Here is a 23,292-nt window from a genome sequence, read left to right as displayed (position 1 = left end):
GGAGTCACTGACAGATGCCGGGTAGATAGAGGGAGTCGAATGTGATTCGTAGTACCGAAGATCACCGTGCGATCGGCTGCGCCACGCGTGGTCGTATCTATCGGCACGGCGCCTTGGAAGTAACGAATCCGAACGAGGAAGAACTGCGGGAGTGGAGCACGGACCCTGACGCTGTTCTGTGGTTCGACCTCTTGGCACCGACGACTGCCGACCTGTCTCGGGTCGCTGAGATTCTCGGCGGTCGCGAACTCCATCCGCTGGCGCTGGAGGGGGCGTTGTCTCACGGACGGCGGCCACGGTTCGTTCGATTCGGTGACCACTCTCTCGTTCATACGCGGTCACTTCGGCTCGATGTCGAGGATTCGATTCAGGAAACCGAGATCGGAATGTTCGTCACGGGCAATGCCCTCATCACGATTCGTTCGAACGAGGCGTTTGCCCTGGATTCTATTCTCGACGCCTGGGACGACGAGTCTGCGATGATCGCTCACGGGGTGGGGTACCTGGTGTGGTCGTTTCTCGACGCCGTCATGGACGGGTACTTCGCCGTCGTGGATTCGCTGGACGAGGATGTGCAGTCGATCGAGGAAGCACTGATCGACGATGGGTTGCTGGTTCGCGATATTCAGTTGCGCAACTTCGTACTTCGCCGGTCGGTAGTCGCGGCTTCGAGGGTGGTTCTGCCCATGGCCGAGGTATGCGCAGGCTTGCTCAGGCCGAACCGACATCCAATCGACAATGAAGTCACTCCCTATTACCAGGACTTGTACGACCATTCGCTTCGGCTGACGGAGAGGGTCGACGGCCTTCGTGAGGCGATCGAGATCATTTTGTCGACAGGTCTTGCAATGCAGGGTAATTCGTTGAACGAGGTCATGAAGAAGCTCACGGCGTGGGCGGCGATCATCGCCATACCTACCGGGGTGACCGGATACTTCGGTCAGAACATTCCGTTTCCTGGTTACGGCCGCGCCCTCGGCTTCTGGCTGAGTACTGTGCTGCTGATCGGACTGGCGACAGGATTGTGGTGGAGTTTCAAACGCCGCGATTGGCTCTGATGGCCGACGGCAAGTCGACTGACCGGTTCGGGGCCTTACAGTGGGGTATTATTTGTAAAGTATGCGCTACGCGGTGAGCGCACCCTGCCCTGCGTGAACTAGTGGCTCGAGTGCGCACCCCCTGCAGCGCACTCGAGCCGGGTGAAGCGTACCACTCGGATTGTTTGTTTCTCGTCGTCGATTTGTCTGTTTTCTGGGTTTCTCAGGTATTTCTGGGGCAACGAACAGCTTTGTCGAGGACATGGTGACGTACGCTCGATCAGCGGTATGGACTGCTGATATGCAGAGCGCTTTTTTTCGGAGGCACGAGAAGTAATGGCACAACAAGAGCGCGCACGCAGGACCAGAGCGGCGATCGTCGAGGCTGCGGCGACGGAGTTCGCCCGACGTGGATACGCGGCTGCGTCCGTCAATGCGATCCTCGAGGGCTCCAATGCCACCAAGGGCGCGATGTACTTCCACTTCCAATCGAAGGAAGATCTGGCCCGGGCAGTGCTCGTGGCTGCGCTGGAGAGGTACACCGCAATCACCGAGAAGTGGCAGGGCTCGACGCTGCATCCCTTCGAAGTCATTCGCGGCATCATCGACGACATCGCGCTCGGATTTCAGACCGACGTCATAGTTCGAGCCGAGTTTCGGCTGATCGTCGAACCGGAGTTCTACAGCGAGGTCAAATCCGGGAGTGGCCGAGCTTGGGGACTGGCCGGACACGAATTGGCACGCAAGGCCCAGGAGATGGGCGACTTGAAGCCGGAGTTCGGCCCGGACAAATTCACCAGGGTGCTGAGCGCGTCACTGGCGGGTCAGCGATTCATGGCTGATCTCGTGTCGGACAGCACCGAGCTGCGTGCGCTGTTCCAGGAATCCCTCGAAGTGCTCCTTTATGCGATGGCAACACCTCAGTGGTTGGACACCTGGCACCGTGTCGGATGGCCACCCCTGGAGCTGGTGGCTACAGATAGTGCCTCTGACCTGCCGGTTTGAGTTTTTCGGAAGAAGTGCCCTAAGCTATCCAAGCTCCCAACGGAATGCCGTTGAGGGTAACGTCAGAGCAGTTCGAGATTGTGGAAGCTCGTAGTCCGAGTTGCTGCAAGTTCGAGTAGTTCGGCGGGCCCCCTTCGTCTAGCGGCCTAGGACGCCGCCCTTTCAAGGCGGTAGCGCGGGTTCGAATCCCGTAGGGGGTACGTTCGATCGCCGGAATTGACAATCCGGTGTGCAGTACAGCAGTCTCTTGCAGGCTGGCGCGGTTCGAAGCGGGTTGATCACCTGCTAAAGTTTGCGCTAGTTGAGTTCGACGCAAGGCCCTGTAGCGCAGTTGGTTAGCGCGCCGCCCTGTCACGGCGGAGGTCGCGGGTTCGAGTCCCGTCAGGGTCGCAAGTTCGGTGTTGTCACCGAATTACACGATCAGTACGTATTTGCACAGATCAGTACAAGGCATTGTCACCGGTGCCGCCCGGCCAGGTAGCTCAGTTGGTACGAGCGTCCGCCTGAAAAGCGGAAGGTCGCCGGTTCGATCCCGGCCCTGGCCACCACAGTTTCAGTACCAGCCTCATTCGGTTCATCCGAGTGGGGCTTTTTTGGTTCTATCCACGGTTGCGGCCTGTGCAATCGTCAGGTGGAGGCTCGCGCTTGTCGAGCGGCGAGCGAGATCGGAAATCCGGCGCCGAAATCTCCGAACTTTCACCCAGTGAGACTTGATACGCATTGTGCTCTCAGCCACTGTTACTTTTTGGCTCTACCGAGCGGGAATGTGCCGCCTTCTGAGGAGTCAAGGACCAAAAATGCTGCACGACAAGTCAACTCGATTCGAGTTCGAGGATCGAAACCGCCCGTGCACGACCACTTCGGTGTCACTATTCGCACGTGGGGAACGTCGATGACGACGATTCCAGGTCCAGCAGCTCCTGAGAAGGTTGCGCCGCAGGCCGCTCGTTACACGAGAAAGCGTTCGGCTGCGGTGATCATCCTCGTTCTCAGTTTGATCGAGGTCATCAGCGCATTCGAAACTTCGATGGTGTTCGCTGCAATCCCGACCATCATCAGAGACTTCGACAGTGACGCCGCGACGGTCGGCTGGGCAGTGACCGCATTCCTCTTGGTCGCCGCTGCCTCCGCCGCGGTGTGTGGACGTCTCGGTGACATGTACGGGCGTGAGCGGGTTCTGATCATCGTCCTGGCTATCGCTACGTTCGGCTCGTTGTTCAGCGCCATCGGCGACAGTGTGGGCGCGATCATCGGTGGCCGCGCCATCCAAGGCGTTGCGGGTGCGATTCTCCCGCTGTGCATCGGACTGGCACGTGCGCATCTGCCCAACGTGAAGGTCCCGGTTGCGATCGCGGTCATCTCGGGTACCGCCGTGGCTGCCGGCGCTGGATCGGCCTTTCTGGCCGGCATGATGATCGACTACGCGAGCTGGCACATGATCTTCATCGTCGCGGCTGTCTATGCGACGTGCATGCTGCTGCTCGTGGCGTTCGTGCTTCCGTGGCTTCCCCCCGTCGGGACCACCCAGAAGCTCGACTGGATCGGCACCATCGCATTCGCACCCGCCATCGCGGGAATCCTGCTGGGTATCACCAAGGGCAGTTCATGGGGTTGGACCGATGGGAAAACCCTCGGCCTGCTTGTCGGCGGTGTGGTCATTCTCGTGCTGTGGGTGCTGTGGGAGCTTCGAGTGACCGATCCGATCGCGAACGTGCGTCTGCTTACCGATCGCAAACTCGCGTTGACGATGCTCGCGACGCTGACCCTCGCGGTCGGTCCTTTTGGGATCAGCAACTTGATCGTCCCCATCGTTCTGCAGTCGCCGTCCAGTGGCTCGTTCGGTCTCGGCATGTCACCCAGTGCGGCCGGGGCCCTGACACTTGCGGGCGCGTTGCTTGGCTTCTCTTTCACTCCGCTGAGCGGGCGTCTCTCGCGAACGGTGGGTTCTCGCGTTTCGCTGCTCATCGGTGGACTGATGTATGCGGTGTCGGCGGTGCTGCTCTACGCATTCAACGACGCCAAGCTCGGGATGTTCGCAATGGTCGTCACCGTGTCCATCGCGACATCGTTCGCCTACACTGCGCTCCCGAACCTCGTGGTCGAGTCGGTTCCGGTCGAAAACACCAGCGAAGCAACCGGTTTGAATGCGGTCGTTCGCACTGCCGGGCAGGGGATCGGCGCATCGATCGCGACGGCAATCCTGGCATCGTCCGCCATCGCGGGGAGCATCGCACCTACGGTCGGTGGATTGAACATGGTCGTTGTGGTGATCCTCGTCGGCACCGCGGCTACCATCGCTCTCGCACTGATGCTGCGGCCAGGCACGGTCTACGCCGAGGCCTGAATGATGTCGAGCACGTCTGTCATGTGCCCGCCGGCTCGAACTCGCTAGGCTAGGCCTGTGGATGTGATCGAGGAAGCCCAGCGCGACCTTGCGCGCGGGGACAATGCACACGCTCGGGACCGACTGTATGCGGCACTTCGTACGTCCCCGGCGTCCCAGCCGATTCTGGAACTACTGGCGTACACCCATCTGCTGATGGGCGAACGTGCAGCAGCGGGTGCCGCGTGGTTCCTGACCTCGAAAGCAGACGGCGATCCCACCGCATCCGCTGCGTTCGCAGCGCTGGAAGCGCGCTATCGGTCGCCGATCTCGTTGGCACGAGGTCTACCGATAAACGCACCGTCCGAGTACTACCCGGCCCCGGCGCAGGCTCGACTCGAACGATTGTCCTCGGCTATCCGCGCGAACGGCCAACAGTGGGTTCCACCTCGCGACACGGTCTACTTCGACGAGGTGGGCGTCGATTCCGACGACTTTCTCGACGACGACCTGCCCGGTCCGAGCGGCGCCTACAGCGACCGAAGTCGTCCGGTTCGGCAGCGAGTTGTGGCGTCGTTGATCATCTTGGCAATTGCTGCGACGTCGGCTTCGGTGGTTCTCGCCATCGTGTTCGGCTGACCGCTTCTTCACGCCGTCGCAGCAGTTGCTAGCTTCCGATCAGTTCGTCCTGGGTGGCGAGAGCAGTTCCCCATCGGGCCAGGGCGACCCGACGCGTTTCCGGTTCACCGCCGTCCCTGCCCTCGGCGATGGTGATCACGGTGCGGGACAGTTCGAACAGGCTGACGCGATTGTCTCGGGCGGTGGCGAACAAATCCTCCACTGCCCGCGCGACACTTCCGCCGCGAACGCCGACGAGGACACCCGTCGCGATGTCGACATCGGTGCGTGAAGCCGGTCCCCGAGACGTCATTGTGTCGGGACTTCTATCGATCATGAACGGTTCCTTATTGGTTTGTTTCGGTTCCTGCTGCCCATTCAGCAGACCGCTCACTCTCCCACATCCAGTCGACGGGTACACGGACCAGCTCCAAGTCTTCTACGACGGGCTGGCTCGAATGTGGATACGTTCACCCTGGGGACCGAAAAGACTGAGTATTTCCACTGGGCGATCGTCGACCGCACCGAACCAATGTGGCACGCGCGTATCGAATTCCGCGGCCTCGCCCGGCTTCATGACGATGTCGTGTTCGCCGAGTACCAATCTCAATCTGCCGTTGAGAACGTAGAGCCATTCGTAACCCTCGTGAACGCGAGGATCAGGCTCGGCGCGAACGGGATCGACCACGAGCTTGTATGCCTGCATCCCACCGGGGCGTCGGGTGAGCGGGTGAATCGTCACATGCTCGCGTCGAATCGACGCCGAGCGCACCCGCGGATCCTCGACGGGCGGCGCAGTGACGAGTTCATCCAGGGGAATCTGGTGTGCCCGGGCGATCGGAAGGAGTAGCTCCAGGCTCGGTTTTCGGTCACCGGATTCGAGTCGGGAAAGTGTGCTGAGTGAGATCCCCGTCGTCTCGGCGAGTGCGGCAAGTGTGGTGCCACATTCGCCGCGTAGTCGTTTCAGACGGGGACCCACAGCTGCGATGACGTCGTCGATGTCCTCTTCGGGGCTGGCCATGCACCTATTGCAGTTTCAGCAAACGGATTTGTCAAACGGTGGCGCACAGGGTGAGTCGATCGCCGAAGTAGTGATCGAGTGTGCTCTCGACCTACATACTGTGGATGTGACCACCGACGTTACGTCGCAGCAAGTACCTCTACGCCGCTCGCGTGTCGTGCGGGACGCCTACGGTTCGACGACGGCCGAGGCTTTCATGATCATCGCCATCGCGACGATTCTGCTCACCCGCCTGTATCTGGAGTTGACCAACTACCCGCAGGTCGGCGGTAAGACCCTTCACATCGCACATGCGCTGTATGGCGGCGCGCTGATGATGTTCGCCCTGTTGATCGGGTGGATGTTCATCGGGTTCGCGGTTCGCGCACTTGCCGTCCTGCTCGGCGGAATCGGGTTCGGCTTGTTCCTCGACGAGGTCGGCAAATTCGTCACGAAGGACAACGACTACTTCTATGGCCCGTCCTCGGAAATCATGTACGTGCTCGTCGTCGTCGTCCTCGTGGGTAATCGAATCGTGCGCGACATTCGACGGCCTTCGCATCAGGAGACGTTGGCCAATGCGGCTCTGATAGCCGCGCATGGCATCGCACACGGACTGCCGGATCACCGGCGCGCTTGGGCTCTGCGGATGGTCGACCGGGCGGAGGCGGAGGGCGAGGACGCCGCGACCATCGCCGGGCTCCGACTTCTTCTCGAGAACTGTAGGACCGGATCGGCACGACTGTACGACGCCCAGCAGTTCGCACCTCGGCTGATCCCGAAGTTCTTCAAGAGCCCTCGATGGGTGTCCGTTTTTGCGTGGGGCATGACCCTCGTATCGTTCCTGGGTGTGGTCTTCGGGATCGTCGAGTTGGTTCTCGGGAATCTCCATCTCGATACCCGTGACATGAACATCGAGGTCGAGGGCATGGGGGTAGCGAGCGGAATTCTGTTCGTGTCCTCCGTGCTGACCTTTTCGCTTGCATTGCCGTCGGCGATCAGGCTCCGTGGAGGAAAATTGTGGCCACTGCACATGCTTCGCATCGCGGCTTTGATCTTCACGCTGCTGAACGCGTTGGTCGATTTTGCCCAGGAGGGATTCGGTGCGCTGGCCAGCGTCGCGATCGGATTGGTGGCGCTGGCTGTGTTTTCACATCGCATCAACGTCCGGACGGCGGAGATCGCCGAGGAGAATGCCGCACACGGCGATGTTCTCTCTATGCCCCGCTAGGGAGTTCGAGTGTGCGAGTACTGACGAAAGTTCGAATCGTCTCGGTGAACGGATCTTGGAACTCGATCGATCGAGCCAGGAGCTGCAGCGGATGCGAATAGTCGTCACCGGCGACGTCGTAGAAGTCGGGGTAGAAGTTGTCACCCAGAATCGGCAGCCCCAGCGAGTTCATGTGAAGGCGCAGTTGATGTGTGCGTCCGGTGGTGGGTCGCAAAGTGTAGAGGCCATGACGGCGGTCGTGGTCGGTGAGCTCGACATGCGTTTCGGCATTCGGTTCACCGGGGACTTCTTCGGCGCGAAGTACGCCGCGTACCTTGATCATTCGACTACGCAGCGTCAGCGGAAGCTCGAGCTCCGGATCGAATCGTGCCACCGCGTGATAGACCTTCGTCACGGCGCGCTGCGCGAACAATTCCTGATATGCACGGCGAACTTCGGGGCGGACGGTGAAGATCAGCACGCCCGCGGTCAGGCGGTCGAGGCGATGGGCGGGGCTCAGGTCGAGTAGACCCAATTCTCGGCGCAGTAGAACGAGCGCGGACCTGGCGATATACGCCCCGCGTGGCATCGTCGCCAGAAAGTGTGGCTTGTCGATGACCAGTAGGTCACGGTCGCGGTGGAGGATGTCGATCGGGAACGGCACGACGGGTTCGAGCGGTGGATCGCGATAGAGATAGATATCGCTGCGCGGAACGAGCCGTGAGCTCGGTTCGATGGGCACTCCTGCAGCATCCACCACTTCCCGTGCAGCGATTTTTTCTCGCAGACGTCTCTCATCGTGTGGAAAACGATCGACAAGATAGTCCATGACGGTGGGAAAGGTCTCGGTATCGGGCATTCGAATCCGAGTAGGACCGAGGCCGTCGCGCAGGGGAAGCGGTGCGCGGGCCATGGACCAACTCTAACGTCGGATCTGTCGGTGCAACACGAGGACTGTTACGAAGACGCGACGCCAGAGTCAGTCCACTGGCAGGCTAGATGGAGACGACCATCTTTCCGGTGTTCTCGCCGCGGAGCAGTCCGATGAACGCCTGCGGCGCGTTGTCGATACCCTCGACAACGGTTTCGTCCCACTCGATGACGTTGTCGGCAAGCCATGTCGCCATCTTCTCGCTGAACTCACCGGCGAGATGCTGGTAGGAGCCGGCGATGAAGCCCTTCAGCATCAGTTCCTTGCCGATGGCCAGCGCCAAGTTCCGAGGCGCAGGGCTGGCTTCGGTCGAATTGTACTGAGAGATTGCTCCGCACAGTGCAATTCGGCCGTTCTTGTTCATCGACCAAATGGCAGCTTCGAGGTGGTCGCCGCCGACGTTGTCGAAATACACATCGATTCCGTCCGGAGCGGCCTCGGCGAGTTGCTTGGTCACCGAACCGTCGTGGTAGTCGAATGCTGCATCGAAGCCCAGCTCGAGTAGCCGAGCAACCTTGGCCTTGGACCCTGCGCTACCGATGACGCGAGACGCACCCATTGCCTTGGCGATCTGGCCGACCAGCGAACCGACGGCACCCGCAGCACCCGAGACGAACACCACGTCGCCGGGCTTGAACTGTGCCACCGCGGTGAGCCCGACATAGGCGGTCAGCCCGGTCAGGCCGAGAGCTCCCAGATAGGCCGAAGGGGAGCCCTTGTCGAGGTCGACTTTCATGGCCGATCTGCCGTCGAGGACAGCGGTGTCCCGCCATCCCTTCCCGTGCAGCACGGTGTCGCCGACTGCAAAAGCGTCACTGCGGGTTTCGACTACCTCGCCCACGGCGCCGCCGTCGAGCGGCGCGTCGACCTGGAACGGCGGAACGTACGACTTGACGTCGTTCATCCGGCCGCGCATGTAGGGGTCGACGGACATGACGATATTGCGAACGAGTATCTGACCATCCTGAAGTTCGGGAAGGTCGGTCTCGACGGTGCGGAAGTTCTCCGGCGTCGGCTCACCGTGTGGACGTGAAGCGAGATGGATTTCCTTGGCGCGCAAGGGGGACTCCTAGTCTTCGGTGACCGTGACGGTCACATCGATGTTACCGCGGGTCGCGTTGGAATATGGGCAGACCAGGTGGGCTTTGTCGGCTAGTGCCTGGGCCTCGTCGTGGGGGAGATTCGGTAGCGTCACCTCGAGCGTCACCTCGAGCTGGAATCCGCCTGCATCGTTGGGACCGATGCCGACCTGGGCGCCAACAGCGGAGTCCGTCACATCTGCCTTGTTCGCACGGGCGACCATCTGCAGGGCGGAGTGGAAGCAGGCTGCGTAACCTGCAGCGAACAGTTGCTCGGGGTTGGTGCCCTGGCCGTTGCCGCCCATGGCCTCGGGGATCGCAAGTTCGAGGTCGAGGCGACCGTCCGAGCTGCGAGCGCGGCCGTTGCGACCTTCTCCGGTTGCCAGTGCTTCGGCGGTGTAGATGGTAGCCACAGTCATCCCTTTTCTTGGTGGAGTGCTTCGGCCAGTGCGGCCAGCACGTTCTTGAGGTTGGTGAGTTCTTCGACGCTCATGCCCGTCTGCGCGGCGAGCTGCATCGGTATGCCGGCGGCCTCGCTGCGCAGCGCACTGCCCGCTTCCGTCAGGTGGATCTCGACTCGTCGCTCGTCGGACGTGAGACGCCGACGTTCGATGAAACCGAGGCCTTCGAGCCGTTTGAGCAGCGGGGACAATGTCCCGGTTTCGAGATCGAGTGCGGTGCAGATGTCACGGACGCCGCGCCCGTCCTTTTCCCACAGCAAAAGGAGCACGAGGTACTGCGGGTAGGTGATCCCGAGTTTGTCGAGGATCGGGCGATAGGCGGCAGTGGTCGCTCGCGATGCCGAGTACAACGCAAAGCACACCTGGCGATCGAGTGCGAGTTCGTTGGTCACGTGCACAAAGGTAGCGCACGTTTAAGTTGTTCGCAACCTATCTGGGCTGACTGCACACTATCTCGCCGTTTCGACGGGATTCCGCCGATCGAGCCAGACAGTGTGCAGTCAGGGTTCGAAACTACCGAGCCAGAGCAGCGGCCTCTACTAGATTGCGCAGCGAGGCTTCGACCTCGGCGTTACCTCTGGTCTTGAGCCCGCAATCCGGATTGACCCACAGGCGCCCTGCCGGAACGGCCTTCAATGCGGCCTGCAAGGAGGCGGTGATCTCCTCGACGCTCGGAACCCGCGGTGAATGGATGTCGTACACCCCTGGACCTACGCCGAGATCGAATCCGACGTCGTTGAGATCGTCGAGGACTTCCATGTGGGAGCGAGCAGCCTCGATCGACGTCACATCGGCATCGAGTGCGACGATCGCATCGATCACCTCGCCGAACTCCGAGTAGCACAGGTGCGTATGGATCTGCGTGGAATCCGCTACCCCTGACGTCGACAGCTTGAATGCTCGTACAGCCCAGTCCAGGTAGGCATTCTTGTCCTTTGCGCGCAACGGGAGCAGTTCGCGTAGTGCGGGTTCGTCCACCTGGACGATCGCAATCCCCGCCGATTGCAGGTCGACGGTTTCGTCGCGGATGGCCAGTGCGACCTGATCTGCGGTGTCGGCCAGCGGTTGATCGTCGCGAACGAACGACCACGCGAGGATCGTCACAGGGCCGGTCAGCATGCCCTTGACCGGCTTGTCCGTCAGTGACTGGGCAAAGGCGATCCAGTCGACGGTCATCGCGCCCGCCCGGCTCACATCACCGAACAGGATGGGCGGACGCACGCAACGCGAACCGTAGGACTGAACCCAACCATTGGCTGTGGCCGCGAAGCCGTGCAAATGTTCCGCGAAGTATTGCACCATGTCGTTGCGCTCCGGCTCGCCGTGTACGAGAACATCGAGGCCCAACTTCTCCTGCAGTGCAATGACATCGGCGATCTCCGCTTGCATGCGACGCACGTACTCGGCGTCGTCGATCTCGCCCTTGCGCAATTCGGCCCTGGCGATACGGATCTGGGTTGTCTGCGGGTACGAACCGATGGTCGTAGTGGGAAGCGACGGGAGGTCGAGTCGAGCAGCTTGGGCCACCCGACGGTCGGCAGCGGGGCTGCGATCGACTCCCACACCACCCTCTAGTCGCGTGCGAACCGCATTGTCGTGCACTCGGGGGTCGGTGCGACGGGATTCCGCAGCGACGCGTGCCGCAGCGAGTTCGGTTGCAACAGAGTCGGTTCCCTCTCGAAGTGCACGCGCGAGCACGGTCACCTCCTCGACCTTTTCTGCGCCGAACGCCAGCCACGACCGCAGTGGATCCACGATCTGCGTCTCGGCGTCGAGCGTGTACGGAACATGAAGTAGCGAGCAGGAACTCGACACGGCGAGCGCACCGGCGCTGCCCAACAGGCTCGCCAGCGTGGCCAGAGCTCGGTCCAGATCGGTCCGCCAGACATTGCGGCCGTCGACGATTCCTGCCACGAGAAGCTTGCTCGCCAGAGCGGGTACCGCAGCGACCTGCTCGACGGTTCCCGGGGCCGTGAGATCGACCGACAATCCCTCGATACCGGTCGAGGCGAGTACGGGCAACGCGTCACCGAGGTACCCGAAGTACGACGCCAGCAGTATCGCCGGCCTCCCCTCGACGGCGCTGAGGTAGTCGTAGGCGCGTCCGGCGGCGGCGAGTTCGGCTTCGGTTCGATCCGCCACGAGAGCAGGCTCGTCGATCTGCACCCATTCGGCACCTGCGTCGGACAGCTGTGTCAACAGATCCGCGTACAGCGGGAGGATTTCGTCGAGACGGTCCAGCAGCGGAGCATCACCGCCGACAGATTTCGAGAGGAGCAAGAATGTGACCGGACCGACGATCACCGGACGGGCCGGAATGTCCAGTGCGCGAGCCTCGTTCAGTTCGCTGAGAATCTTCTCGGGGTGGAGCGTGAATGTTGTGCTCGGGGAGATCTCGGGCACGAGGTAGTGATAGTTGGTGTCGAACCACTTGGTCATTTCCAGGGGCTGCACGGTGTCGTTACCACGCGCGGCGGCGAAATACCGGTCGAGATCGTCCTCGATGTCGCTTACCCGTTCGGGCAGGGCGCCGAGGAGGACCGCGGTGTCGAGCACCTGGTCGTAGTACGAGAACGTGTTGATCGGTACGGAGTCGAGCCCCGCGGCCTTCAGCGAAAGCCAGTCGTTCTCGCGTAGGTGCTTGGCGACAGCGCCGAGCGCGGCGGCATCGATCTTTGCGGCCCAGTAGGACTCGACAGCCTTCTTCAGTTCGCGCTTCGGGCCGATTCGGGGTGAACCGAGAACCGTCGCGGTGAATTCGAATGTCACTTCGTGTGTCTCCAGATACATGGCGTGATGGGTGGAACACCACCGTGCGCGCGAGTACGCCTGAGCCCAAGACGAGACTTCAGGTCTACTCGCCCACTCCACGGGGCGGTGAACCGCTACGCACGGCGTGCGCAGCACAGAAGGCAGGTATTCGGACTCGCAGGCGCGCGATTCTTCGAGTAAAGCTCGAGAAAAGCTCCTAGTGGCCGTCGCTTCCCAGAGAGGCTTCTCCAGTGCTTGATAGACGGCGGTCGTTCCTGCATACCGCTGCGGGACAATCCCGGATTCTCACCGGGTTCCCTCTTGCGTCGCCGTTGCGGACTTCGGGGCTCCTCTTGGCCGCGGGCGAACCGACTGCATGCATGAGCATAGGCGCTCGGCAGCCTCCGGAGAAAGGGCTGCTACTCTCGGCATCATGACGCGCACGTATCTTTGGTTTAGCAGGCCGGCCCCGGGTGGGTCAGCCAGCGACACCATGCGCTGACACCCCACCCCACGAGCCGGAATCGGACCGGCTCGAAGTGCGCGTGGATTCACCGTGAACGAGTCGGTCTGGGAACAGGATCTTTTTCCATGACCATCGACACCAACACCACCGACATCAACACCATCGACCCAGCTCTGCACGATTCTGCTCTGGACGATCGACGGACGATCAGTATCAGTCCGCTTCTGTCGCCGCGGACCGTTCGGCGTGAGCATGCGGCAGACGATGCAGTGGCAGCCGTGGTACGACGCGGTCGCGACGGCGTCGTCGACATCCTCGACGGACGTGACGACCGGCTGATCGTCGTCGTCGGACCGTGCTCGGTGCACGACACCACCGCGGCGATGGACTACGCCCGGAGATTGGCCACGAAGGCCGCCGAACTCGACGACCGCCTGCACATCGTCATGCGCGTGTACTTCGAAAAGCCGCGGACCACTCTCGGCTGGAAGGGCCTGATCAACGACCCGCATCTCGACGGCAGTTTCGACATCAACGAAGGCCTCCGTGTGGGCCGCCAGCTGCTCGTCGACATCTCGAGTCTCGGCCTTCCGGTCGGATGTGAATTCCTCGACCCCATCACCCCTCAGTACATTGCGGACCTGGTCAGCTACGGTGCCATCGGCGCACGAACCGCAGCCAGCCAGGTGCACCGTCAACTGTGCAGCGCGTTGTCGATGCCCGTCGGAATCAAGAACTCGACCGAGGGGGATGTTCAGGTCGCGGTCGACGGAACGCGGGCGGCGGCGTCGAGTCATGTCTTCCCCGGAACTGATCTCGACGGTCATTCCGCGTTGATCAGAACCGTCGGGAATCCCGACTGTCATGTGATCCTTCGCGGCGGCACCGACGGTCCGAACTACGACGCGGAGACTGTCGCCGACACCATCGCGCGACTCCGGAAGTCGAATCTTCCCGAGCGAGTGGTGATCGACGCGAGCCACGGCAACAGCCGAAAAGACCACAACAAGCAGGTCGATGTCGTGACGGACGTGTCGGCACGGCTAGCAGCAGGCGAGCAGGGGATCGTCGGTCTCATGTTGGAGAGCTTCATCGAAGCTGGACGGCAGGATCTGACTCTCGGCCATGCGAACGAATTGACCTACGGTCAGTCGATCACCGACGCATGCCTGGATTGGGACACCACTGCGGCACAACTCGACGCACTCGCGGCCGCGGTCAGCGAACGCCGCGCGGGCGGAACTGCACGCTGACGCGAGGGCCGGTGGCACGTGTGCTCTTGGGTACGGCGTGCTCCCACGTGCGTTGGCACGAACCGCCCATGACGATCAGATCGCCGTGGCCGAGTGTGAACTTCAACGATGCGCCGCCGCCACGCGGCCGCAACATCAGTTGTCGGGTGGCACCGAGTGACACGATGGCAACCATCGTGTCCTCGGTGGCGCTGCGGCCGAGGTTGTCTCCGTGCCAGGCGACGCTGTCGGATCCGTCCCGGTAATAACACAATCCGGCAGTGGCGAAGGGCTCGCCCAGTTCGGCCCGATAGTGCGCATCGAGTGTCGACTTGGCCTCGAGCAACCGTGCCTCGGGCCAGCTCTCGTGTTCGGAGTAGAAGCGCACCAAGCGCGGCACGTCGACCACGCGGTCGTACATCTGGCGGCGCTCGGCTCGCCAGTCGACGTCGGTGACGAGTCGATCGAACAAGTCCATGGTGCTCGCCCATCCGGGGCGTACATCGATCCATGCGCCGTTCGTGAGAGTGCGTCGCGTAACCGTGGATCCGAGTGGACCGAAGTCCTCGTCACCGTCGGTGAACAGCGACCCCTGCAGTTCCACGCTCATGGTCGCTATCGTAGCGTCATTCGAACGTACGTTCCAACGATCGATCCGCCGAATTTTGTCGCAGTCTTGTCCTATCGTGTGCGCATGGGATACGAAATTCAGGTCACGATAGACAGCGACAACCCCCATGAGCAGGCCGCATGGTGGGCTGCGGCCCTCGACTGGCAGGTCGAGGAGCAGGACGAGAGATTCATCCGAGAAATGGTGGACGCCGGTCACGCGAGCGAGGACGACACACTCCTCTTCGACGGTCGGCTCGTCTGGAAGATCGGCGCCGCAATCGTCGATTCCGACCGACCCTCGGCGCCGCGCGTGCTCTTTCAGTGGGTTCCGGAGTCGAAAACAGTGAAGAACCGGCTACATTTCGATCTGAGGATCGGAGACGACCGCGAAGCGGTGGCAGAAAGCCTCGTCGACACAGGAGCATCGATCCTCTATCGCGGTCAGCTCGGCCCGAGTACGTGGATCACGATGGCCGACCCGGAGGGCAACGAGTTCTGTCTCTCTTAGAGGTACTTCACCGATACGCGCCCGGTGTCTGTCCGGTCCACCGCTTGAACGCCCTTCGGAAGGCGGACGGCTCCGAGAATCCGAGCTGGTGAGAAAGGTCGTCGACCGAATCTCCGCGACTCAGCCCGGAGATGGCGGCGTCGCGTAGTACTTCTTCGCGGATCTGGTTCACCGACGTGCCCTCCTGCCGCAACAGTCGGCGAAGGTGCGCGGTACTGACAGTCAGCTTGGCGGCGATCTCGTCGGTACCTGGACTGCGGCCCTGAAGTCCCAGTTCGAGTGCTCGTCGCACTTGTGACGATGCGGTGCTGTCGTAGTCGCGCGCAGTGAACAACAAGTTCGGTGATTCGCGCAGGTAGTCGGTCAGGCTCGCCTCGGTTTGTACGATCGGCGCTCGCATCGCGGCATTGTCGAACTCGAGGACTGCTACCGATGCACCGAATGCCACTCGGGTGCCGAACATTCGATCGTAGAGCTTGGCGGTTTCCGCGTCGGCCATGTCGTAGGGCAGTTCGACCGAGTGCAGCTTCACCCGACCACCGATGAGCCACGCGGCGAAGCGATGTACCAGCAACATTCGAAAGTCGGTCAGCAATTGGCCGGCCCGCTCCCTGGCCTGCTCCGGCAGATGTGTGTTGTCCACCGGCGGCATCGTCAGTCGCGTTGTGCTCTCACCGCGAGTGATCGTCATCGTTGGAAGTCCCGAGAGCACTCGCGTGGTTTCCGTCATCCGGTTCAACGCCGACGCGAGGTCGGGACTGTGTATGAGGGTCTGGCAGATGACGCGAAAACTGCCGCGCCGCATGGGCGTCGACGCCAATCCGAACAGCTCGTCACCGGTGATCTGCCATGCGGACTGAGTGAACAGCGTGACCTGTTCGGCGGTGAGTCGTGCGCGCGGATCCTTCAACGTTTCCGGTCCGATTCCCGCGATCGACAGTGGATACGACAGATCGACGCCGCTGCTCGCCGCGAGAGCAGTGGCATTGACGACGAAAGCGACGGGGATGGTTCTGGCGGTCATGATGGTTGTCAGAGTCTCAGCAGTCTGTCGGACGCTTCGGCGAGCACGTCGTCTTTTTTGCAGAAGGCGAAGCGCACCAAAGTTTTCCACGGCTCGGCATGATCGACGAACGCGGTGACGGGGACGGCCGCCACCCCGATTCTCGCGGGAAGCGTGCGACAGAATTTCAGGGCGTCGGTTTCACCGAGTGGTGCCACGTCGGCACAGACGAAATACGTTCCGTTACTGGACCTCACCTCCAGACCAGCTTTGGTCAGCGCGGCGGAGAGTACGTTCCGTTTGGCGTGCAGTGAGTCTCGGAGTTGGTCCACCCAGGGACCTTCATAGGTGAGCGCGTGCGCTACTGCAGGCTGGAACGGGGTTCCTCCGACGAACGTCAAAAACTGCTTGGCCGAGCGCACGGCATCGATGAGTTCGGCTGGGCCCAGTGCCCAGCCGGTCTTCCAACCCGTTGCATTGAAGGTCTTTGCGGCACTGGAGACGGTGACGGTCCGCTCGAACATGCCGGGCAAGGTTGCAATCGGTACATGCTCGGAATTCTCGAAGACCAGGCGTTCGTATACCTCGTCGGTGAGGACGAGCAAGTCGTGCTCGCACGCTATCTCGGCGATCCGGACGAGCTCGTCACGCGTCAACACCATTCCCGTCGGATTGTGCGGGGAATTGACCACGAGAAGTCTGGTGTTCACCCCGATCGCACGTTCGAGCGCATCGAGGTCCACGGCGAAACCGGTTCCGTCGGCGACGAGAGGGACCGTGGACCGGTGGGCGCCGGCCAACGCGATCGCGGCAGCATACGAGTCGTAGAAGGGTTCTATCAGCAAGACCTCTTCGCCGGGTTCGACGAGCCCGAGTATCGTCGCGGCGATTCCTTCGGTGGCACCGACGGTGACGAGAACCTCGCAGGACGGGTCGTAGTCGATGCCGTAGCGGCGAGAGCGATCGGCGACAATGGCCTCGCGCAGGACCAGCATACCCGACCCTGGCGCATATTGATTCAGGCCGCCGGCAATAGCGTCCTGCGCGGCCGCGAGCATGGACGCCGGCCCGTCGGTGTCGGGAAAGCCTTGACCCAGATTGACCGCGTCGCTCGCCACCGCGAGAGCTGTCATCTCCGCGAAGATCGTCGACGCGAAGGGGCGTAGACGCTCGACAGTTCGGCTTCGGTGCTCCGCGGACATTCATGCAGCGTAGCTGGTGTCACATTCGGTAGGTGCGCCTCGTCCAAGAGGTAAGAACCCCCCTACCTGCCGACGGTAGTCTCGATTGCATGCGATTCGGACTGTTCATCCCTCAAGGCTGGCGACTGGATCTGGTCGGCATCGAACCCTCCGCACAGTGGAGGGTCATGCGCGATCTGGCTACGGCAGCCGACGCCGGACCATGGGAATCGCTGTGGGTGTACGACCACTTCCATACCGTCCCCGAACCCACCGAAGAAGCCACGCACGAAGCGTGGGCGCTCATGTCCGCGATCGCTGCGTCGACCTCACGTATCCGGCTCGGCCAGATGTGCACTGCGATGGCTTATCGCAACCCTGCGTACCTGGCCAAGGTCGCCGCCACCGTCGATCTGATCTCGGGAGGGCGCGTCGAGATGGGAATCGGTGCCGGTTGGTACGAGCAGGAATGGCGCGCATACGGTTACGGATTCCCGCCGCCTCGTGAACGTTTGGGCCGTCTCGACGAGGGCGTTCAGATTCTTCGGCAGGCCTGGACCACCGGAGCGGCGACGCTGGATGGCAAGTACTACCAGGTCGACGGCGCACGGGTGTGGCCGAAACCGTTGCAGAGCGGTGGAATTCCGATATGGATCGCGGGCGGCGGTGAAAAGGTAACCCTGAAGATCGCGGCGAAGTACGCCGATTGCACGAACTTCGACGGCGGCTTGGAGGCGTTCTCGCACAAGTCCGAAGTGCTCGAAAGCCATTGCACGTCGTTGGGCCGCGACTTCGACTCGATCGTCCGCTCGGCGAACTACAACGTCGCTATCGGTTCCACCGAGAAGGAGGTGGCGGATCGGTTGACGCAACTCGAAGATCGGCTCGGAAAACATGTCGGCCCAGACAAAGCGGCAGCCGCTCTCGACGATTTCCGCAACGTACCCGCCGTCGGAACCCCCGAACAGATAGTCGAGAACCTGACGGCGCTGAAGTCGAAGGGGCTGTCCTACGGCATCTTCTACTTCCCCGAAGCTGCCTACGATCGCTCCGGGATCGAACTGTTCGAGCGCGAAGTCATCCCAGCGCTCGCCTGAGCCGGACTTACCGAAGGTCCTCGGGCAGGTCGTGTGGATCGACCAACAGCTGCTGATTTTCGGCCGCACGCACCTTCTCGGACAGGCCGATGTTCGCAAGCAGCAGGGACCACTCGGGTTCGGTGATCTCCGCCGTGGCTCGCTCGATGACGGACGCGTCGGTGGTTCCCCAGGCAATGGGCATGGGGGAGACCATCTGCCAGGTGTCACCGGTGGTGTTCGTGGTCCGGTCGGCAAGCACCGCGATCGACGGAACCAGTTCCCCTTCGACCAATTCGTGTCCGGGAAGAGCACGAATACTCCTGGTCACGAGCACATAGTGCGGTGCCTGGGCGTCGGGCTTCGCGATGTCCAGCAGCGCGAGGATGGTGACCCCACGCGGACGGGTCTCGGCGATGACGGCCGGGATCAGCTGACCCTTCGCGTAGAGGTCCTCGACTGCGCCCACCTTGCGAGGTGCCCATACCGTGACCCACAGCGAGGTCGCGGCGGCGATGAGAAACACCGCACCCAGGATGTACGACCACGGATGAGCCATCCAGAAGAACCATGCGGCGACGGCAATCAACACGACGGCCGTGACGATCGCAGACACTCTGAGCCTGCGAACATCTGCCATCGTCTCGTTCACCGACGCGGCATGGGCTACATCGACAGGGAACTGGAAACGGCGCACATGCTCATTAGTAGCACGAATATCAGATGGCAGGACCGAGCAAGTCGTCTGCGTCGGTGATTCGGTACGCATAACCCTGCTCGGCCAGGAACCGTTGCCGGTGTGCGGCGTATTCGGCGTCGAGTGTGTCCCGTGAGACGACGGAGTAGAAGTGCGCCTGGCCTCCGTCGTGCTTCGGGCGCAGCAGACGTCCGAGTCGCTGCGCTTCCTCCTGGCGGGAGCCGAAAGTTCCGGAAACCTGAACTGCCACAGATGCTTCCGGTAGATCGATGGAGAAGTTCGCGACCTTGCTCACCACGAGGGTCGGGATCTCACCCTTTCGGAAGGCGTCGAACAGCACCTCGCGTTCCTTGTTCTTCGTCGAACCTTGAATCACCGGCGCGTTCAGCGCGTCACCGAGTTCGTTCAACTGATCCAGGTAGGCGCCGATCACCAGGGTCGGCGCACCTTCGTGCCTGGCGAGGATCGACTTCACGACCGCCACCTTGGTGTGGGCCGTCGAACAGAGTTTGTACCGTTCCTCGGGCTCGGCAACCGCGTACGCCATCCGCTCGGCGTCGGTCAACGTCACCCTGACCTCGATGCACTCGGCGGGTGCGATCCACCCTTGCGCTTCGATGTCCTTCCACGGGGCGTCGTACCTCTTCGGCCCGATGAGCGAGAAGACGTCGCCCTCGCGGCCGTCCTCGCGCACCAGCGTTGCGGTCAACCCGAGACGGCGACGTGATTGCAGATCCGCCGTCATCCGGAACACCGGCGCGGGTAGCAGGTGGACCTCGTCGTAGATCACCAATCCCCAGTCACGGGAATCGAACAGTTCGAGGTGCTTGTACTCACCCTTGGTGCGACGCGTGATCACCTGGTACGTGGCGATCGTCACAGGGCGAATCTCTTTGCGCTCGCCGGAGTACTCGCCGATCTCTTCCTCGGTGAGCGAAGTACGAGCGATCAGCTCGCGCTTCCACTGACGGCCGGCGACGGTATTGGTGACGAGAATGAGCGTCGTCGCCTTGGCTTTGGCCATCGCGGCGGCGCCCACCATCGTCTTACCCGCACCACACGGAAGTACTACGACACCGGAGCCGCCGGCCCAGAAGGAATCGGCAGCCATCGCCTGATAATCGCGCAGCGTCCACTTACCGCCCTCGGTGTCGAGTTCGATGGGATGAGCCTCGCCGTCGACATAACCGGCCAAGTCCTCCGCGGGCCAGCCGATCTTCAGCAACAGCTGTTTGAGGTGGCCACGCTCGCTCGGATGGACGAGAACGGTGTCCTCGTCCACCATCGCACCGAGCATCGGAGCGATCTTCTTGTGCCGCATGACCTCGGTCAACACGGCGCGATCCAGGCTGATCAGTGAAAGACCGTGGACCGGACTCTTCACCAACTGCAACCGGCCGTATCGCGCCATCGTGTCGACGATGTCTACGAGCAAAGGCTGCGGAACGGCGTAACGCGAGAAGTTGACGAGCGCGTCGACGACCTGTTCGGCATCGTGGCCCGCGGCCCGCGCGTTCCACAGAGCAAGCGGAGTGATCCGATACGTGTGAATATGTTCGGGGGCGCGTTCGAGTTCGGCGAACGGAGCAATGGCGGCGCGAGCGGCACCTGCGAGCTCGTGATCGACCTCGAGCAACAGGGTTTTGTCGGACTGGACGATCAGGGGGCCGTCGGTCACAGTTCCTCCTAGAGAACTTCGCGTTGCATGGAAGAAAGTGCGCAACTTCTCCATTGTCCTGATATAGCGCCCTCGGCGCCATGTGATGCTCCGCGCTCGGCGTCTAGTCGATCAGTGCGACCGAGGTGATGCGGTGCAAGGTGAACCGGCGGACCTCACCGGTTGCCGACACATACGCGTCGAGCTGGCCGCCCCCGACGTTTACCGGATCTACGATGCGTTGCGACGCGACCCCTTGCGCGTCGACATAACCGATCGACACGCTGCGCCGAGCCTTCAGCGCAGTGTGGAGCAATGCCATCGTCGCCGATCCGGTGGCGCGCGTCCCGTCGGCAAGGACCGGGCGCCCACCCGCGCGAGATGCACGATCGCCGGCGCGCAGTTCCGAGACGAGCCGGGTGAGCTGCTCGTCGGTGGCGATGGCAGGCTGCCTGAAGCCAGAGCGAACTTTGTGCAGCGGAATCCGGGCGCCGCGTGAGCGCAGATCGAGAATGATGCCGTTGGCATCCTCGCCGGCAGGTGCGAAACCTGCCGCGTCGAGCGCCCTCATGACTTCGTTGAGCGGCGCCTGGGAGATCGCGACCGTCGGTGCGAGTGCGCGTAGCGCGAGCTGTTCGGCAGCAGCAGAGGTAAGGACCTCGGCAAGCAGGGCCGGATCTTCACATCGGACGAACGACGCGGCGACCCCCGCACGTAGTCTGCCGTGACGTCGGGCGACGTCGTCGATCAGGTAGGTCAATCCCTGGGGGACCGGCGTACGGGAGTGCGCGGCGAACAATGCGTGCAGCTCGGCCGCACTCATACCGACGTCGAGCGCCCGGCGAAGGGAGTTCTCGGTGATCCGATAGACCGTCGCAGCCCCTGCGGATTCGACATCGGCGACGAGTTCGATCCGATGCTCGAGTTCGGGCTCGAGGGGACCGGGCGCGACGAGGGTGAGGTCGGCCTGAATCAGGACGTAATCGATCGGTTCGGGTAGCGCAGCACGCATTGCGGCCTCGGCGTCGCCGCCGTGCAGGAGCGCCTTACCCGGCGTCGACAGCGCTCCGCGGGCGACGATGCCCATCGCCGTCGCCTCGCCGATCATCTTCGATACCGGCCGGAGCGCGTATCGCGACATCGCACGTGGTCGACGCCAGGCGAGGCCACGCGAGACCTCGCCTTCGGCGATGGCATTGCCAGGGCCGAGTTCGGCGAGGAACTCGAGGATCGTTCGACGGTCGCGTGGAGCTGCAGGTGAGCGCACCTCTTCGGACAACGCGGCCACCGGTTTGTCGTTGGGATCGCGCATCCCGATCAGCCAGGGCGCACGCTGTACATCCAGCCATGCCGCCGCGAGGGTGTGCCATCGGGCTGCCGGAGTTGCGGTGGTCCACGGTTCGACGGCTGGGGTCGGACCCCAGTAGTCCTCGCCCGAATCGTTGGGTGGCAGCGGGTCGGGGGTTCCGCTGGTGATGAGCGATGCAGCTGCCAGCACTTCCAACAGCACGCTGACGCGGTGTTCGTCGAGCCCGGTTGCCTTGGTGATGCGCTTGACTTCACGTACGCCCAAGCCACCGGCTTTGAGCGCCGGGGCAGGCGTGATCGACAGCGCTTCGATGATCAGCGCGCAATGCCGAACAAGTTCCAGGGCCTCACCCGCTGCGGCAGCATTGACGTCGGTGAGGGGGTATTTGGTGCTGGCACGTTTCGGCGGCGTCAGCGACGTCGGATCGAAAACCGGCTCGCCGCGTAGGGCCTGGCCGACCTGCTGGGGGAGTTCGACCGTCTGTTCGTCTAGCCAGATCAGCAGCCCGGCGCGCAGTAGCTTCTGAACGGGACGGTCCTCGGACGTGCCCGGTGCAGCATCCCGGGTGCGCCCTGTCGGTGATGACCGGGCCAGTGTCATGAGCAGGGTGCGTTCACCGTCGCCGATTCGAGCGAGCGCGTCGGTGATCCGCTCGGGGGTGAGGTCGTCGGTCGGGTCGAGTATTCGTCCTATTCGCCACGGAACCGCATCCCGCGCCGCAGGCGGCATCCGAATCGAGCCCGTTCCCCAGACGAGTGCTCGTTCTCGCAGAAATCCGAGGGCTTTGTCAACGGCCTTGGTGGTGGCTCGCTTGCCGACGGCAGTATCCAGTCGCTCGCGTTCGACCGGTATTTCGTGGGCACCCTCGAGCGCAAGGATCTCCAGAATCGTCAGCGCCAACGTGTCGAGTGCGTCAGCGCAGCGCAGGATCGAGGCACGCTGTTCGGCCCGTCCTGCGAGTACGCCGATGGTCGTCGGCGGTGGCACGGTGAGGTCGGGTCGCAGCGTGAGGATGCTGACGAGCTCGTTATCGGTCCGTGAAGAAAGCCACGCTGCGAGGTCTGGAGGCACTGCAGTATCGGTCATCGACTACCAGATTAGAGACCTGGACTGGCTTTGGGTGCAGCGCAGGTGTC

Annotated in this window: 21 protein-coding genes, 3 tRNA genes and 1 riboswitch; of the genes, 11 read left to right on the top strand and 13 right to left on the bottom strand. The window is 62.4% G+C overall.

The features are described from left to right. Positions 1–41 precede the first annotated feature (41 nt). The 7 genes from ABIB36_RS01420 to ABIB36_RS01390 all read left to right on the top strand — a co-directional run bounded on the left by ABIB36_RS01420 (position 42) and on the right by ABIB36_RS01390 (position 5,004). A complete protein-coding gene (locus ABIB36_RS01420; protein WP_354558946.1) occupies positions 42–1,058 on the top strand; it encodes a magnesium transporter CorA family protein in 1,017 nt (338 codons plus the stop codon). Between the two features lie 315 nt (positions 1,059–1,373). Beyond that, positions 1,374–2,042, top strand: coding sequence for a TetR family transcriptional regulator (locus tag ABIB36_RS01415; RefSeq protein ID WP_084347516.1), 669 nt, complete (start codon positions 1,374–1,376; stop codon positions 2,040–2,042). Between the two features lie 127 nt (positions 2,043–2,169). Continuing rightward, a tRNA-Glu gene (locus ABIB36_RS01410) sits at positions 2,170–2,242 on the top strand. A gap of 116 nt (positions 2,243–2,358) precedes the next feature. After that, a tRNA-Asp gene (locus tag ABIB36_RS01405) sits at positions 2,359–2,432 on the top strand. A gap of 81 nt (positions 2,433–2,513) precedes the next feature. Further along, positions 2,514–2,590 (top strand) — tRNA-Phe (locus ABIB36_RS01400). Positions 2,591–2,934: 344 nt separating this feature from the next. Beyond that, a complete protein-coding gene (locus ABIB36_RS01395) occupies positions 2,935–4,386 on the top strand; it encodes an MFS transporter (RefSeq protein WP_179142339.1) in 1,452 nt (483 codons plus the stop codon). Positions 4,387–4,443: 57 nt separating this feature from the next. After that, on the top strand, positions 4,444–5,004 hold the full coding sequence (locus ABIB36_RS01390; RefSeq protein ID WP_084347518.1) for a DUF6584 family protein: 561 nt from the start codon (positions 4,444–4,446) through the stop codon (positions 5,002–5,004). A gap of 28 nt (positions 5,005–5,032) precedes the next feature. On the opposite strand, the gene ABIB36_RS01385 is transcribed toward ABIB36_RS01390, so the two are convergent. Together ABIB36_RS01385 and ABIB36_RS01380 are read right to left on the bottom strand one after the other, a co-directional pair. Then, entirely contained in the window at positions 5,033–5,320 is a 288-nt protein-coding gene (locus ABIB36_RS01385; RefSeq protein ID WP_256895695.1) for an ANTAR domain-containing protein, read from the bottom strand. 102 nt (positions 5,321–5,422) lie between these two features. Further along, the gene (locus ABIB36_RS01380) at positions 5,423–6,004 is read right to left on the bottom strand and encodes a helix-turn-helix domain-containing protein (RefSeq protein WP_354558945.1); all 582 of its coding nucleotides are present in this window, start codon (positions 6,002–6,004) and stop codon (positions 5,423–5,425) included. A gap of 196 nt (positions 6,005–6,200) precedes the next feature. On the opposite strand from ABIB36_RS01380, the gene ABIB36_RS01375 reads away from it, so the two are divergent. Then, positions 6,201–7,214, top strand: coding sequence for a hypothetical protein (locus tag ABIB36_RS01375; RefSeq protein ID WP_354559284.1), 1,014 nt, complete (start codon positions 6,201–6,203; stop codon positions 7,212–7,214). Here the strand turns inward: ABIB36_RS01375 and ABIB36_RS01370 are convergent. The 5 genes from ABIB36_RS01370 to metE all read right to left on the bottom strand — a co-directional run bounded on the left by ABIB36_RS01370 (position 7,201) and on the right by metE (position 12,433). Next, positions 7,201–8,106, bottom strand: coding sequence for a pseudouridine synthase (locus ABIB36_RS01370; protein WP_354558944.1), 906 nt, complete (start codon positions 8,104–8,106; stop codon positions 7,201–7,203). The genes ABIB36_RS01375 and ABIB36_RS01370 overlap by 14 nt on opposite strands. A gap of 82 nt (positions 8,107–8,188) precedes the next feature. Beyond that, the gene (locus ABIB36_RS01365; protein WP_084347524.1) at positions 8,189–9,184 is read right to left on the bottom strand and encodes an NADP-dependent oxidoreductase; all 996 of its coding nucleotides are present in this window, start codon (positions 9,182–9,184) and stop codon (positions 8,189–8,191) included. 9 nt (positions 9,185–9,193) lie between these two features. Beyond that, positions 9,194–9,616: an organic hydroperoxide resistance protein gene (locus ABIB36_RS01360; protein ID WP_143542185.1), complete on the bottom strand. Its 423-nt coding sequence runs from the start codon at positions 9,614–9,616 to the stop codon at positions 9,194–9,196. A 2-nt stretch (positions 9,617–9,618) separates the two neighbouring features. Continuing rightward, on the bottom strand, positions 9,619–10,056 hold the full coding sequence (locus tag ABIB36_RS01355) for a MarR family winged helix-turn-helix transcriptional regulator (protein ID WP_354558943.1): 438 nt from the start codon (positions 10,054–10,056) through the stop codon (positions 9,619–9,621). A gap of 121 nt (positions 10,057–10,177) precedes the next feature. After that, positions 10,178–12,433 (bottom strand): 5-methyltetrahydropteroyltriglutamate--homocysteine S-methyltransferase, encoded by a 2,256-nt coding sequence (metE, locus tag ABIB36_RS01350; protein ID WP_354559283.1) that lies wholly within the window; start codon positions 12,431–12,433, stop codon positions 10,178–10,180. A 125-nt stretch (positions 12,434–12,558) separates the two neighbouring features. Beyond that, positions 12,559–12,803, bottom strand: a riboswitch (cobalamin riboswitch). A 203-nt stretch (positions 12,804–13,006) separates the two neighbouring features. Between metE and ABIB36_RS01345 the strand changes: the two genes are divergently transcribed. Further along, a complete protein-coding gene (locus ABIB36_RS01345) occupies positions 13,007–14,134 on the top strand; it encodes a 3-deoxy-7-phosphoheptulonate synthase (protein WP_354558942.1) in 1,128 nt (375 codons plus the stop codon). Here the strand turns inward: ABIB36_RS01345 and ABIB36_RS01340 are convergent. Next, complete coding sequence (locus ABIB36_RS01340; RefSeq protein ID WP_354558941.1) at positions 14,100–14,723, bottom strand: alpha-ketoglutarate-dependent dioxygenase AlkB; 624 nt, start codon at positions 14,721–14,723, stop codon at positions 14,100–14,102. The two genes, ABIB36_RS01345 and ABIB36_RS01340, sit on opposite strands and share 35 nt — an antisense overlap. An 84-nt stretch (positions 14,724–14,807) precedes the next feature. Here ABIB36_RS01340 and ABIB36_RS01335 point away from each other — a divergent pair, with 84 nt between their 5' ends. Then, positions 14,808–15,233, top strand: coding sequence for a VOC family protein (locus tag ABIB36_RS01335; RefSeq protein WP_354558940.1), 426 nt, complete (start codon positions 14,808–14,810; stop codon positions 15,231–15,233). Between the two features lie 7 nt (positions 15,234–15,240). On the opposite strand, the gene ABIB36_RS01330 is transcribed toward ABIB36_RS01335, so the two are convergent. Together ABIB36_RS01330 and ABIB36_RS01325 are read right to left on the bottom strand one after the other, a co-directional pair. Further along, positions 15,241–16,257, bottom strand: a complete 1,017-nt coding sequence (locus tag ABIB36_RS01330; RefSeq protein WP_084347534.1) for an AraC family transcriptional regulator — start codon at positions 16,255–16,257, stop codon at positions 15,241–15,243. An 8-nt stretch (positions 16,258–16,265) separates the two neighbouring features. After that, positions 16,266–17,438: a pyridoxal phosphate-dependent aminotransferase gene (locus ABIB36_RS01325; protein ID WP_354558939.1), complete on the bottom strand. Its 1,173-nt coding sequence runs from the start codon at positions 17,436–17,438 to the stop codon at positions 16,266–16,268. An 89-nt stretch (positions 17,439–17,527) separates the two neighbouring features. Between ABIB36_RS01325 and ABIB36_RS01320 the strand changes: the two genes are divergently transcribed. Continuing rightward, positions 17,528–18,514: an LLM class F420-dependent oxidoreductase gene (locus ABIB36_RS01320; RefSeq protein WP_354558938.1), complete on the top strand. Its 987-nt coding sequence runs from the start codon at positions 17,528–17,530 to the stop codon at positions 18,512–18,514. 7 nt (positions 18,515–18,521) lie between these two features. Here the strand turns inward: ABIB36_RS01320 and ABIB36_RS01315 are convergent, their stop codons facing one another. The 3 genes from ABIB36_RS01315 to ABIB36_RS01305 form a co-directional block, all read right to left on the bottom strand. Next, the gene (locus ABIB36_RS01315; RefSeq protein ID WP_179142340.1) at positions 18,522–19,190 is read right to left on the bottom strand and encodes a DUF3239 domain-containing protein; all 669 of its coding nucleotides are present in this window, start codon (positions 19,188–19,190) and stop codon (positions 18,522–18,524) included. A gap of 22 nt (positions 19,191–19,212) precedes the next feature. After that, positions 19,213–20,868, bottom strand: coding sequence for a DNA repair helicase XPB (locus ABIB36_RS01310; protein ID WP_354558937.1), 1,656 nt, complete (start codon positions 20,866–20,868; stop codon positions 19,213–19,215). Positions 20,869–20,971: 103 nt separating this feature from the next. Further along, a complete protein-coding gene (locus tag ABIB36_RS01305; RefSeq protein ID WP_084347539.1) occupies positions 20,972–23,242 on the bottom strand; it encodes a helicase-associated domain-containing protein in 2,271 nt (756 codons plus the stop codon). Positions 23,243–23,292 lie beyond the last annotated feature (50 nt).

The sequence above is a fragment of the Rhodococcus sp. UYP9 genome (assembly GCF_040547235.1).
Taxonomy (GTDB): Bacteria; Actinomycetota; Actinomycetes; order Mycobacteriales; family Mycobacteriaceae; genus Rhodococcoides.
Note: the sequence above shows the minus strand (reverse complement) of the source record. Positions and strands in the feature narration are given on the sequence as shown.

Bases quoted from the DNA above. Each gene is read 5' to 3' on its own strand.
- ABIB36_RS01345 (WP_354558942.1), top strand. From the start codon at position 13,007: ATGACCATCGACACCAACACCACCGACATCAACACCATCGACCCAGCT.
- ABIB36_RS01325 (WP_354558939.1), bottom strand. From the start codon at position 17,438: ATGTCCGCGGAGCACCGAAGCCGAACTGTCGAGCGTCTACGCCCCTTC.
- ABIB36_RS01375 (WP_354559284.1), top strand. From the start codon at position 6,201: ATGATCATCGCCATCGCGACGATTCTGCTCACCCGCCTGTATCTGGAG.
- ABIB36_RS01370 (WP_354558944.1), bottom strand. From the start codon at position 8,106: ATGGCCCGCGCACCGCTTCCCCTGCGCGACGGCCTCGGTCCTACTCGG.
- ABIB36_RS01385 (WP_256895695.1), bottom strand. From the start codon at position 5,320: ATGATCGATAGAAGTCCCGACACAATGACGTCTCGGGGACCGGCTTCA.
- ABIB36_RS01340 (WP_354558941.1), bottom strand. From the start codon at position 14,723: ATGAGCGTGGAACTGCAGGGGTCGCTGTTCACCGACGGTGACGAGGAC.
- ABIB36_RS01415 (WP_084347516.1), top strand. From the start codon at position 1,374: ATGGCACAACAAGAGCGCGCACGCAGGACCAGAGCGGCGATCGTCGAG.
- ABIB36_RS01395 (WP_179142339.1), top strand. From the start codon at position 2,935: ATGACGACGATTCCAGGTCCAGCAGCTCCTGAGAAGGTTGCGCCGCAG.
- ABIB36_RS01335 (WP_354558940.1), top strand. From the start codon at position 14,808: ATGGGATACGAAATTCAGGTCACGATAGACAGCGACAACCCCCATGAG.
- ABIB36_RS01380 (WP_354558945.1), bottom strand. From the start codon at position 6,004: ATGGCCAGCCCCGAAGAGGACATCGACGACGTCATCGCAGCTGTGGGT.
- ABIB36_RS01320 (WP_354558938.1), top strand. From the start codon at position 17,528: ATGCGATTCGGACTGTTCATCCCTCAAGGCTGGCGACTGGATCTGGTC.
- ABIB36_RS01330 (WP_084347534.1), bottom strand. From the start codon at position 16,257: ATGACCGCCAGAACCATCCCCGTCGCTTTCGTCGTCAATGCCACTGCT.
- ABIB36_RS01305 (WP_084347539.1), bottom strand. From the start codon at position 23,242: ATGACCGATACTGCAGTGCCTCCAGACCTCGCAGCGTGGCTTTCTTCA.